This is a genomic window from Photobacterium alginatilyticum (genome assembly GCF_009910675.1).
GTDB lineage: Bacteria > Pseudomonadota > Gammaproteobacteria > Enterobacterales > Vibrionaceae > Photobacterium > Photobacterium alginatilyticum.
Genome location: NZ_RSEJ01000042.1, coordinates 1 through 12,496, shown reverse-complemented (window position 1 = coordinate 12,496; position 12,496 = coordinate 1). Strand labels below are relative to the sequence as shown.

13 protein-coding genes are annotated in these 12,496 nt (G+C 46.7%); 3 read left to right on the top strand and 10 right to left on the bottom strand.

Annotation, left to right across the window (positions count from 1 at the left end):
- Positions 1–97: 97 nt before the first annotated feature.
- Both EIZ48_RS26145 and EIZ48_RS26140 read right to left on the bottom strand, forming a co-directional pair.
- Complete coding sequence (locus tag EIZ48_RS26145; RefSeq protein WP_160658134.1) at positions 98–712, bottom strand: GNAT family N-acetyltransferase; 615 nt, start codon at positions 710–712, stop codon at positions 98–100.
- Between the two features lie 108 nt (positions 713–820).
- Positions 821–1,666, bottom strand: coding sequence for an AraC family transcriptional regulator (locus tag EIZ48_RS26140; RefSeq protein ID WP_160658132.1), 846 nt, complete (start codon positions 1,664–1,666; stop codon positions 821–823).
- 245 nt (positions 1,667–1,911) lie between these two features.
- On the opposite strand from EIZ48_RS26140, the gene EIZ48_RS26135 reads away from it, so the two are divergent.
- Positions 1,912–2,139 carry a hypothetical protein gene (locus tag EIZ48_RS26135; protein WP_160658130.1) on the top strand — a complete coding sequence of 76 codons (228 nt, stop codon included), beginning with the start codon at positions 1,912–1,914 and terminating at the stop codon, positions 2,137–2,139.
- 69 nt (positions 2,140–2,208) lie between these two features.
- Here EIZ48_RS26135 and EIZ48_RS26130 read toward each other — a convergent pair whose 3' ends face one another.
- The 8 genes from EIZ48_RS26130 to EIZ48_RS26095 form a co-directional block, all read right to left on the bottom strand.
- Complete coding sequence (locus EIZ48_RS26130; RefSeq protein ID WP_160658128.1) at positions 2,209–3,213, bottom strand: hemolysin; 1,005 nt, start codon at positions 3,211–3,213, stop codon at positions 2,209–2,211.
- Positions 3,214–3,496: 283 nt separating this feature from the next.
- The gene (locus tag EIZ48_RS26125) at positions 3,497–3,994 is read right to left on the bottom strand and encodes a copper chaperone PCu(A)C (protein WP_160658127.1); all 498 of its coding nucleotides are present in this window, start codon (positions 3,992–3,994) and stop codon (positions 3,497–3,499) included.
- 135 nt (positions 3,995–4,129) lie between these two features.
- Positions 4,130–4,525, bottom strand: coding sequence for a hypothetical protein (locus tag EIZ48_RS26120; protein WP_160658125.1), 396 nt, complete (start codon positions 4,523–4,525; stop codon positions 4,130–4,132).
- 489 nt (positions 4,526–5,014) lie between these two features.
- Complete coding sequence (locus EIZ48_RS26115; RefSeq protein ID WP_160658124.1) at positions 5,015–5,797, bottom strand: YMGG-like glycine zipper-containing protein; 783 nt, start codon at positions 5,795–5,797, stop codon at positions 5,015–5,017.
- A gap of 475 nt (positions 5,798–6,272) precedes the next feature.
- A complete protein-coding gene (locus tag EIZ48_RS26110) occupies positions 6,273–7,136 on the bottom strand; it encodes a glycosyl hydrolase family 18 protein (protein ID WP_160658122.1) in 864 nt (287 codons plus the stop codon).
- A gap of 354 nt (positions 7,137–7,490) precedes the next feature.
- Positions 7,491–8,699, bottom strand: coding sequence for an OmpP1/FadL family transporter (locus EIZ48_RS26105; protein ID WP_160658121.1), 1,209 nt, complete (start codon positions 8,697–8,699; stop codon positions 7,491–7,493).
- Position 8,700: 1 nt separating this feature from the next.
- Positions 8,701–9,483 carry a DUF3179 domain-containing (seleno)protein gene (locus tag EIZ48_RS26100; protein WP_338046949.1) on the bottom strand — a complete coding sequence of 261 codons (783 nt, stop codon included), beginning with the start codon at positions 9,481–9,483 and terminating at the stop codon, positions 8,701–8,703.
- Between the two features lie 14 nt (positions 9,484–9,497).
- Positions 9,498–9,860 (bottom strand): hypothetical protein, encoded by a 363-nt coding sequence (locus EIZ48_RS26095; protein ID WP_160658119.1) that lies wholly within the window; start codon positions 9,858–9,860, stop codon positions 9,498–9,500.
- A 197-nt stretch (positions 9,861–10,057) separates the two neighbouring features.
- On the opposite strand from EIZ48_RS26095, the gene EIZ48_RS26090 reads away from it, so the two are divergent.
- Positions 10,058–11,068 carry a DUF2860 domain-containing protein gene (locus EIZ48_RS26090; protein WP_160658118.1) on the top strand — a complete coding sequence of 337 codons (1,011 nt, stop codon included), beginning with the start codon at positions 10,058–10,060 and terminating at the stop codon, positions 11,066–11,068.
- Positions 11,069–11,249: 181 nt separating this feature from the next.
- Positions 11,250–12,281 carry a S66 family peptidase gene (locus tag EIZ48_RS26085; protein ID WP_160658116.1) on the top strand — a complete coding sequence of 344 codons (1,032 nt, stop codon included), beginning with the start codon at positions 11,250–11,252 and terminating at the stop codon, positions 12,279–12,281.
- Positions 12,282–12,496: the final 215 nt, after the last annotated feature.

Here is a 12,496-nt window from a genome sequence, read left to right as displayed (position 1 = left end):
ACAGAGTGAGAAACTCGGGGTAGTGTGGCGCAACCAGAAGCAGCAATCAATATTTCAAAATGCTGCTTATGGCAATAGTGAAGCTTCTATCGATGAATTAACCTTGGTGTTGTTTTGGGTATTGTGCTTTAAATTGATCAAGGGTCATGCCAAACCACAGGCGGTCGTCAAACCCGTTCTCGAGGCGGTAGTAGTCTTGCTGGCGCCCTTCCAGAACGAACCCTGTTTTTTCAAGTACCCGTGCCGAGCCAATGTTACCGGCGTAGCAGTCTGCGCAGACTTTATGTGCTCTGAGCTGTTCAAAAGCCAGTGTCGTTGCAAACTGACAGCCAAGCGTGCCGATACCTTGTCCCCATGCGTGTTCCGGCAACTGGTGGCCGACTTCGTAATTGCCCGTTAGCATCATTACCGGTGTAATACCGAGCATCCCCATGTAAGTCCCTTCGGTGTCCCGGATTACAAATGTTGGGCTGTCCGGCCATTCATTGTTTGCGATGGCTTGCTGGGTATTTTCAATAATCGGTGTGAAAAAGGCCTCGTAGACTTCAACCGGAGACGGAGCAAAAAACAGGTACTGGTTGACAGTTGGGTTTTCTAGCATTGTAACGATATCGTCAAAATCACTCTGCTGAATCAGCCGAATCGATAATGCTTCGTTCAGCAGGCATGAATGGCCATGCTTCAGTGATTGGTATTTTTCTGTATTTTTCATGCTTGTCTTTTGCCTTTCTTTCCTAAGCATACCTGAATAGCTTCTTCGCTGTTGATTGCAGTATCTTAGCGTCGGCCCGATAGCAAAGATTGAACAAAAACGACAATTTTAAGACGATTCGAAGTCACCATAGATATCGATGATTAAGTTCCTAGCATTGAGGTATCCACCGGGTGTTGCCCCGATTGTTTTCTTGAGCATTCGGATCAGATGTGGCTGATCGCTGAAGCCAAACTGTGTGGCGATACTGGCCCAATCAAGCTGGCCTTCGGGTTGCTGGTAAATAAAAAGCAGTAATTTGTCGAGCCGCACCATCAGCTCGTATTGTTTGGGCGTGAGCCCGGTTACTTTGGCAAATGACCGCTCCAGCGTTTTTCTTGAACACCCTAACGTATGTTCGATACCCAGTGCTGGTTGTTGCGCCAAGATCTGCAAAGCCTGGATGGTCAGCAAACTGTGGCGATCTTTGCTTGTCTGCCTGATGATAGCGGTAAAATAGTCATCTAATGCTTCAATGACTCGATGTTGTTCTGTTTTAAACTGTAATAGTGATTCGAGTTCGTTTGATTGCAGCAATGGATGGATGGCAGGTAAATCATCAAATGTCTGGTTGACCGTTGCTTTGCCTTCTAGGCCAAATAGCTGGTACTGCGCACCGGGGAGGAATTTTACCCCGAGCCTCAGAACCTGCTTATCATCTAGCAGTGTCAGAGCCCGTGTCGGAGGCATGATGATGTGCGAACCAGTTCGCTGAACCAGGTTGCTTCCATCTTTATCTGTGTATTGATAACGATGAATAGTCTTTGGAGGCGTTATTACCAAGTGGCAACTTGGGTTTGGGATCAGCAAGGGGGACGGCCTTTCATTATCGCCATAGTTGATCTCGAGTAACCAATAGCACTCTACAAACTGAGCGACGGTGGGATCCAAAGGGGCCTGTTTCCAAGTATTCATTTTTGCCCTAACGCTGAAGAGAATAATTCATTTTACCAGTCACAATTGCTTATTGGAGGCAGTTTCTATGTGTTAGTCAGAAAAGCTTAACCTTGGCGATATTCGTAAGGTTAGTTGGCAGGCTTCGCTAACTGATAAATACAGGTGGCAATAATCACTGTAAGTGTTTGATTTTATTTACCATCATCTTGGTGTAAAGTTTGCTAGTCATTGATGTAATCAGAAAACTACCAGAGGACAATGAAATGGAATTTACCGGTGTTGCAATAGTGGCGATTGTTTTTGCCTCTATAGGGTTACAGCGTTATTTCAAACATAGAACTGAGATGAAAAAGCTCGAAAGTGAAGGCAATAGCAGTGAGGTTCAGCAGTTGCGCCATGAATTGCGGACATTGCAACAACGCGTTGATGTGCTTGAGAAAATAGTGACGGATAAAGGGTATCAGCTGAAAGAAGAGATCAAGAACTTATAACTGCTTTCCAATAACCCAAGTTTAGTGATGACACGACTAGCACATGGCCAGTCGTGTCCAGAATAATAGTTAGAGTGTTCCGACTGTCAGTTTGTCCCAGTCGATCACGAAACGGACTTGTGCCTCGGTGTGTTGAGTTTTGGTGCCGTAATCGCTCCAGGTACATGCCCCGCGGGTGAATCCTTCTTCCACTTCTTTCATGCCGGCACGGACAACCATTTCTGTACGGCCGTCGTTATCGCTAAGTTCTTCAGGGGTGAATACGAACTGAAATTTCGGCTTATAAGCATAAATTAAGCGCGGGAAGTTTTCCTCTGGGATTAAGTTCTCGTTATAGCAATCCGTGTAGTGGTAGACACCAGCCCATTTACCGTAATACTGATAATCATGGGTATAAAGCTGGCTCAGTGAGGTTGTCCAATTTACACCCGTACCACGTTGTCCTCCGACTCTCGGAACTACTGAGGTAACGTAATCTTTGCTGGAGAACCGGGTTGTGTAAGCCACACCAAGCTGGCTGGAGATATTAAGCCCGACACTCGGTGTAAACCCGCTCTCACCCGACGAACCACTTACACTTAAGCCAATGGTTGGTGATACCGTGGTGCTGGATACCGAAACATCAGCCGTCTCATTTTGGGGCGAATAGTCATCGCCAAAGATTGGGGTGCCACCTGCCTGATAAATGCCGTAACTGAAATTAACCGGATAGGTTTGGGTAAATCTTGCCCGCAACGGGGAATCATAAGTCTGTCTTACGCCCGATTTGCCCGGAACGAAGCCATTGCCTAAAGTGATCACCCGGGCTGCTTTTTTGCCGTTGTTTTCATTGTGGAACAATTCCACCCGGAGTTTCATTTGGATTTTGCTGCCACGGAAGGCATAGGGCTGGTGGTAAAGCTGGTCATTATTCTCAAGAACGACCTGGTAGCTTTTTTTGCTGTATCCCTCAAGGCGGATATCGTCAATGATAGTCTGTTCGACCACTGTGTTTAGCTCATCTGCATTGACTGGAGCTGCCGATAGCAGCACCGAACTGATAATCAGTAATGGTGCTTTTACTGCTTTTCTCATAATTACCTTTAATGTAATAGTTCGTATTATCAATTGTTGTGTTGCGAGCGGAAATTTACATCCACCAAAAGGGATAAGCAATAAAATTCAATGAAATCATTGTGATAAATGCACTCTTAAGTTTAAGGGGTATTTTTCTATATTTTGGTATACCAGGAGGGAATGCAGGGGCCGGTAACAGAGCACTATAGAGCCAGCATTGTTGAGAAAATAATGATGTACAAAAAAACCGCTTGGAATCTCAAGCGGTTTTTTGATGACTAATCTCTAGAAATCATTTTGATTAGTGATGGGCATGTGCGCTTTTCATTTCATCTTTTTGTTGACCGGATGGCTTATATGTTGCCTCTTCGACGGCCACATCGACTTCAATGGTCCCTGCTTTTGCAAAGTGAAGCGTCAGCGGGAAGCGATCGCCGAGTGCCGGTACTTTTTGCAGATCGAAGAACATAATGTGATAGCTGCCTGGCTTTAGGGTACGCGAACCATTGGCTGGGATATCAATTTTTTCGACTTCACGCATTTTCATCATGCCGTCTTCATGGATATGAGCGTGAAGTTCTGTCTTGCCTGCAATAGGTGACTCGGCACGAAGCAGGGTATCGCCTTCATCACCATGGTTCATGATATTAAAAAAAGCGGCAGCCACGGCTGACGTTGGTGGAACCTGCTTCGACCAAGGATGATCAATATGCAGGTTGCCGCCTTTGTAGTCGTGTGCATTGGCAAAGCAGCTTAATAGTAATGCGCTACCCAAAATGATGTTGATGATTTTTTTCATGACTTTCTCCGTAATCATTATTATGTCGAGGCATTGTTTTGAGTAATTTGCCATCGGACATCCTTTTTTCTCTTGCTTGCCTAAAGCAGATCGGCAAGCAAATCCTCGATAATTAACGGCTTTAATTGCCGTGTGCTAATTGAGCGAGCCAAAACTGGGCGGAGAATGTTTGGGGGCGTATGAGAAGTAAATACGCTGTGAGAACGATTTGCGGTTGTTCAGCCGGAATTTCTGATGCAGTGAAAGAACGGCAAGTAGGAAAAAAAGAACTCCGGTAAGAAAAGTGCCGGTTGCCTGGTGGTGTTTTAGGATAGGGCAGTGAAACTTGATATCACCATGTTCACCCTGGCTAGCATGTTGCTGCGACAAAGCCGAATTTTGTTGATGTAGTGAATCAACGCTAATCCACTTTAGCCCTTCGCTGGTACAGATCAGCACTTTCTCGCCGGTTAGCCAGTTTCCACTTCCCTGATATTGGGACGGGTTTAGTATGACAACCGAAGAGAGAAAATTACTCAGCAGAATAGCCAAGATGGTAAGGCTAATTACCCATCTTGTGCTTTGACGTGTCCTGCTGCTGAAATTCATCAGATCTTTATCTACCACCTAAAAGAGTAACGCATAGTATCAAACTTAGTACAACTCTGTAACCATTGGTGTAAATGGTTTGTTTCTGGTTTGAGAGGTCAGCACTAAAAAGATGCATAAAAATAGCATCATCTAAGATGCTGAGTATTAAGTATTACTGCGGAAATTTATAATTCGAACACATTGTAAACAAATATACTTGCGGCGAATCATTGTGAAGGTGGTGGCTGTTTGTAATGATTTGCTTTCATTTTTGTTAAGGGTTTAAATATTCCACTCTTGCTGACTACCAAGGTGTAGTGAAAGAGATGAGTTTTCGATAACGGGGGGCTCCATTATTAATGTTACATCGGCTGCTAAGAAAAAAAGCGTTATATCGCCCTGAGCCTAAGGCGATATAACGCAAGAAGTGTTACTGGAGAGTGTAACGAGTTATGACTTGGTGAATCGGTAAGTCTGGATTTTTTCTTCTTTGCCGTTTACCTGGACATAGGTATCAATCATCCAGACATTTTGGCCAGCAAAGGCCAGTTCAAGGCGGATAGTTGACGAGTCGACACCTTGGATGACACTGACATCATTTGAGGTCGGATAGTAGTTATAGCGGTTCATGCTTGGTTGATGTTCACCGGCAAACTGGACCGGAATATTGTTGATATTGCTGTTAACCGATAGCGTGTATCCTGCTTCTGGGGTGTAGGCAAAATTCGCTGTTAATTGAAGAGGCTGTTTATTGCTGTCGATAGCAAGATCCTGAATTTGGATCTGGGCTTCGGTGGTTTTTGCCAATGAACCGGTTGCTTTGGCGGTCGCCGTTACAGGCTGCTCTGTTGCGCCGCTCCAGATGCTGACATTCCAGTCACCGGTAAAATTATCCAGCTGCTCCCAGTTTTGCGTCGGCGCACTTGAGGCACTGCCGCCATTGCCAATCTGAGACAGTGAATCATTGCGGCTGTCGTGACGGATATTTTCACGGTTGTTTTGGATATCGTTGGTAGCACCAGCTACGCCACCAGCCACACCGCCGGCCACGGCCCCTTTCATAGCAAGCTCAGCATCACCTGTTAATGCACCAAGCGTCAGTCCCAATAAAGCGCCGCCAGCAGCCCCTTGTTTGGTCGACGCATTGGGATCATCTTCACCGGGGTTAACACAGCCAGTAAGTAGTGTCAGGCCTAAGACGGAAGCGATTGAGGTTTGTACGAAAGTGTTCATTGCCATGCCCTTTTATAAACTGAGTTAGTGTTGTTCTGGTATGGGGCTAAGATTAGCAATCGTTTTCTGAATGCATCCTGTATGAATTGAACGGTGTTTTTAATGTAAAAAAGTATGTCAAATCGTTAGGAATTAGACATACCGATAGATCAGAATTGGGATAGGTCTTTGGTTTCGATCACATTGCGGTCGAAGCCATGCTGGGCAATATGAATCATTGCGTTGCATCGTAACCTGCGAGCTGATCGGCGACACTGGCTATCTGCATGAAGTCGTCGATGAGTAACTCCCGCTGCTTGGAATGACGAATGTCACAAGAGCTTTTGCTAACCATCCGTACATCACTGACACTAGGTGATGTACGGATGGTTTGATTATTAGTGGAATAAACTGAGAATCAGGATAGGACTGTCCTATCCTGATGGCTATTATGGCTTGGTTTTTCGATAGTTTGTGAGGGCTTTTTATCAATTCGCTATGAATCTAATAGTCCTTTCAGGGCATTAACAAACTGGTAGCCATTTTGGGCATCCAGGTTAATGCTCCATACCATGGCACCGCCAAATTGCGGGTTGGAATAGTTTGTTTCGTATTGGTCGTGAATAAGCTGGTAGATATTGTCAGGGACGTCCGCAACGGTAAAGATACTGGTGCCTGCGGCTTGCCTGTCTGCCGGCTCTCCGATCACTATCTTGGTACTGTTAGGGATCGTAGTTGTCAGGTTAATAAAGCTGTTGGAGATAAATTCGACATCCGTTTCCTGGGTATTGTTTATAATGGGCCAAGGGTTGTTATAAGCCTGAATAAACAGGTAGTCGAAGCGGTGATTGTTGACGGCCTGATCATACATACGGCAATTGCCGCTTGAAACCAGAATAAGATCCGTTTCGTGTGCGCCCTGGTTAAGCTGCGGGGCAGCGGTAATGATCAATGCGGGCTCAATACTTTTAAGCGCCTGGCATAATTCGTCGAGGTAAGCGCCGTCGCCTTCTATTTCAAGATCGAAGTCGATCCCGGTGAAGCCATATTCATTGAGGAAGCAGACGATATTGCCTGCCAGCTCGCTGACGGGGACCCCTCCCGGGTTATAGGTATTATTGGCGCCGCCGACTGATAACAGAATTTGTTTTGCGCCTTTTTCCTTGGCATTGCTGATGTCTTGTTTGAGTAGTTCCGGCGTGTGTGCAGCTGCAAAAAAACCATCGTAAATATTGACGGTCGAACCGTCTATTTCTCCGAATGCTAATACAATTGCATTGTAGCCACGCTCGGCTGCCTGAGTAAAAGTGACATTAGAAGACCAGCTCTGAAGGTAGCCAACCATGAGTGAGTTATTCATTATTTGTCCTTTTTATGTGTATCAACCTGACCAACCCGGTGCTCGCTGAGTGGTTCGACTCAGGGCATCGATATATTTTGTAATGAGAGGTGCATAAAAAGTTGCCGAATATGAAGCGCGCGCAACTTTATCTATCAAGCTAGTAAAGTTTGTTGGACGCTTCCAAATGGCTTGGGTGAGTGTAGCTTATTTGCAACTGGTTGCACTTGTAGTTGTGACTTGGCTGCAAATTATTCCAGTGGTGAATAATCAGGTTATGTATCAAAAGCAGTTAAGGAATCGTGAAGCATGACGCGCCAACGGTTGACCGTTACTCTTTCTTTGGCTTTTTAGTTGGTGTTCTGTCTGGGGCGATTATTTCCAGTGATAAGTGAACTCTAACCCCAGCGCATAGTGGTCTTTATACTCACCGGCGATGCGGCCTCGGACTGGATCGTCGCCGGTATCGATAGGCGCGCTGCCGCTATCGAACAGGTTGAGGTTCACATCAACTTTATCGCCGTTGCTGCGCTGATGCTGAATGCCTGCGCCGATGCCGTAAATGCGGTCAAGGGCAAAAGAAAAGCTTCGGTTTTCATCTGATATGGCCTGTTGGGCGTACAACGCGCCGACCCTGCCGGTCAGTGTTGGTGAGATAGGAAAAGCCAGGCCGGCAGAGAAGGCCCAGAAGTCTTCGTAAAGATCATCAGGCGCATCAATGTCATTGCCAACAATACTGATTTCTGTCACGCCAAATTCGGAGAAGTCGATCCACACGGCATCAAAGGTAAGCTCCCATTGGTTGTCGAGTTGGTGATAAATACCGAACTGAAACTGCTGTGGGACCTTGCTGGCGATCTCAAGGCTGCTGATGGCTGCTTTTAGCTTTTCTAGCTCTTCCGGTGCGATACCTGTGCCCTTAATATCGATATCGGGATCGGTACTGGCTTCAGACTCACTGCGATAGTTAATACCTATTCGGGTGCTTGGTGAGAGTTCTATGAGGCTACTGACAACGACTGCGATGCCAAGTCCATCGGATTCGACGTCTAACGTACCGTCAGATAAGTTGGGATCGCTATTCGCAACAGCCGTTGAGATCTCCGAAGTTGTGTAATTGAAGCCTAACCCGGCACCGAGTGACAGCCTGTCATTTACCTTATAGGCAACGCTGGGGTTTGCGCTAACGAGTATGAGGCTGGATTCCGTACTGTAATAGCGCCCGGCCCAGTCTCCGTCGCTGCTGGAGCCAAAACCGGTAGGGATCGTCAGGGAAAAGCCCGCCCGCCAGTCATCATTGATAACGCGGACATAGTACATCGCCGGAATAAGGATAGGATCGCCGCTATCAGGTGCGCCGCCGCTGACGGTTGTAACACTCTGATCAATCTCGAACTCCCCTAGATATTTAATTAAGTGCCCGGACAGTGATAGTTCGTTGCTCTGCAGCCGAGTCATACCAGCCGGGTTATTATAAGCTGTCTCGGCACTGTCAGCCGCAGCAAACAGGCGGCTGAAAACCGGTGCCGTAGCATGGCTGCTGGCAGATGCGGCCAATAATAAGAACAAGAAAGCTTTTTGCATTTTAGTTGAACACCTGAGTTTCAGGGTACCAGTGCGACCATACCATCCAGAAAACCCCATTATGCAGAGGCAGTTGGCTGAGTTTTCCGTTATCCGTTTCGCCTCGGAAATTAATAGATTCGAATTCGGCCTTTGTACCGTTAAGAATCCCGTCAAAAAGATTAACGATGTCGTGTGCCTCATCGTAAACCAGCACTAGCGGGTGTCCGTTTAGCTCAAATTGGTAGATCGGATTATTTTGAGCAAAAGTGCGGGTAAAGGCAGCCTGAATATCGCCAAAATCAAACCCCCAGACCTGCTCTTTGGACGGCAAACGGTCATCATTCATATCCAGCGTCGGGAAAATCGCCCCATGTTCATTGCTAAATTGTTTCTCCATCGGGCCTTCAAATAAGGCAAGCAATAGGGAGTCGAGCACCCGGTTGAACTCATAAATAAATACAGTGGCTTGTGGGTATAGCTCTTTAAAGCTTTTCCAGGTCGTCATTGTATTAGGGTGGGAGACAACTTCGGCCTCGGAAAACTCCGGCGCTCGTGTTATCTGCTGAATAAGCTCGCCGGAGTTGCGATCAACCATAACCAGATTGTTGTGAGTCTGGATCAGGATACCTAAATCGGACTGGCCAAAACCTATGTCCTGTTCAATCACGACTGGCAGATTACTGAGGGCGCAAAATGTCATGACGACATCCTTGCCACCAATGTTATCGCCAGCAATATGTGGCACTTCAAGGTGCGAACGCGGGTAGCCCCGTACCTCGCCGTTGATTTCAACAGCGTAGATAACATCGTTGTCATCTAAGATTTGATCGGCTTCGGTGATCGAGACGTAATTGGCGTCGTATTATATGACGGAAAAAATGCGGAAAGCAGAAAGTTGGCGGCAATAATACAGATAATCACCCCAATACTGGCCAACCCCATCCAGAATCGGGACCAGACTTCAAGGACGACATGTAAATACCAAAGGTAGGCGAGTAAGAAAACATTCAGTCCGATGAAAAACCATCGATATTGAAAGTAGGTCACTACCCAGCTGCGTGGCAGGTTCAGGCTTTGTCCGGGCTCTGTCATCAATACAGCCGAAAAGATAGAAAAAGCGGCGGTGATTACTGCAACCACCAAGAATAGCAGCTTCTGGGATAATGTGGCTTGGCTCATATTACTCTACTCGCTCATCAGGTTAGCATAATGGGTCGCAAAGCTGCTTAAGCTTAGCAGGTCTCTCCGAGTTGATGATTCGCAGCTTTGAGCTTCCTGTTTAGTTAATTATTTTCGCAAAAGTAATATTCGAATGGTTTTACATAAGGGAAACGCTCGCCTAAATTTTGAACAAATAATTGTCTAGGAATTTGTCAATGCGATACGTTAGCCTGCTTGCTCTCGGCATTATGGTGAGCCCTTCGGCTTTTGCTATAGAGCCTATCCCCAAAGAAAGTGGAGTCAGTGGCTTTGTGAATATTGGCGCCGGGGTAACTAGTGTTGAATCTAATTCGCTAGCAAAATTCGGCAGTGCCAACATTGGTAACGCGACGCTTGATTCGCTTGACCAGACGGCTGATACCAGAACCGTGGGTATACCTGTCGTTGGCTTGGAGCTTGCCTATACCTTTGCCGATACTCGTACTCAGATTTTCTTTGGTAATCAGTTGGAAGATTATATCCGGTTTGATTTTTCCGCCCGTGCCGGTATTCGCCAGGAGATAGGAAAAGCTGGCATTATCGGCGCCAGCTTTCTGCAAACGCCCCTTCCAACAGAAGTGTGGGAAGACCCGTTTCTGACCGGTAGCGATCGTTCTAAAACCGACCGTACCAGTGACGGCTATCGACTGATCTGGGATAACATTTATGGTACGGGGCTGGAGCTCCGCTACTCCGCCCGTGAAGTTGATATCGACAGGGAACGCAGCGGTGAATCTCTGGGATTATCGGACGCTGAGCTAGCCTTATTGAACCGTAATGGCGACAGTAGCCGTTTCACTGCGCAGTACACTGTTTCGTATGACAGAATGAAACATATCGTGACACCGGCCGTTGCCTATTTCGAGCAGGACAGTGACGGTAATGCCATGGCCTATGACGGTATGTCTTTTAGCGTGAATTACATCTATAGGATGGATAATCGCTGGCGGTTTGTCACTAACGCTTCTTTCGGCTTTATCGAGTTTAATGAGGAAAACCCTGTCTTTGATACCAAAGCTGATGGTGACCGGTTCGGTGTCAGTTTCACCGCCTTTTATGCCCAGCCGTTCGGCTGGAAGGGATGGCTGGCTAATGCCGGGGTGGTATGGTTCGATGAAGATAGCGATGTTAACTTTTATGATTCCTCTGTCAGCCTGTTAAATGCTGGGTTGCTTTATCGTTTTTAATTCACCGAATTTAACGGGAGTGTTTTTTTTCAGAAAAGTAAATATCCCCGTAATACGCGATTGCACTACGTTTGCTGTTATCTATGCCAATAAATTATAAGGTTTTTGTTGCTTTTCTCTATTGAACGCCTGGATTCCATATGCTTAATTGTTCTTATTGGAAACGAGAGGTGAGCGAAGCATGAAATATCCAGAACCACTGAAGAGAGGCAGTACGATAGCGATAACCGCTTTCTCTACGGGAATCGCCACAGAGCATGAAGCCAGGTATCAATGTGTACTGGCGTATTTTAAATCGCAAGGCTTCAACATCGTTGAAGGCGAGTGTTTAAGAGGGCAGCAAAAACACGTTAGTGCACCTGCCCAGCAGCGTGCCGATGAACTGATGTCATTCCTCTTGAATGATGATATCGATGCCATAGTTCCGCCATGGGGCGGAGAGTTGGCGATGGAGCTGTTGCCGCTGCTCGATTTTGATGCCCTGACAAAGGCAAAGCCTAAGTGGGTGTTGGGTTTTTCAGATGTGAGTACCATAACGGCCGTTCTATTCAGCAAGTTAGGTTGGGCTTCGGCACATTGCTCAAACCTGATGGACTTAACGAGCAATGCCACAGAATTACTGACTGCTGGTACGTTGGCTTGTCTATCAACGCCGTATGGTGAACATTTTTCGCAATCCGCGTCAGCCAAGCACACCCGGTCATGGCCAAATATTGCTGAGGATCCAGAAGCGGTGCTGCAGCCGGAGATCCCCACTCATTGGAGATGGCTGGTTAAGCCTGAAAAGGGGAACGCCATTCAGGGCCGGTTGATCGGCGGTTGCTGGGACACTTTGTTTCATCTGTTCGGTACTGACTATTTGGATCTTGATAGCTTGTCGCGCCAGTATCCTGAAGGGCTGGTGCTATTTTTGGAAAATGTTGAAATGTCACCGGTCGATTTAGCCAGAACGATACTGAATATGAAGTTTCGCGGTGTCTTTTCCTGCATTAACGGGTTACTGCTGGGCAGGTGCGCGGTTGTCGATTCAGACAATGAGGACGATCTGACTTACTACGAGGTATTGGAAAGGCACCTTGCAGATTTAGGGATCCCCGTGATGATTGATTTGGATATCGGTCATGTGCCGCCAAATCTGACGTTGATAAATGGCGCTTTGGCCACCGTGGAATTACACGATGGCGGGCGTATTCATCAACAGCTTATTGCCTAGTATACCCAAGCTACCTCAAGATGCAGGATTCAGAGTGAGGCCAGCGGGCTCAGGTCAAGGAAAATAACGGTAGGAATGGTAGCCCCTTTCAACGTTATTTGACACAGAAATGAGTTCGCTGGCTCACTCCCAAAGGGCGAGTTTACTTGGCTTCTATGCGTTGTTACCGATTATTGATTTAGAGCCACTAGATCTTCAAATCGGCGCCTAGCCTA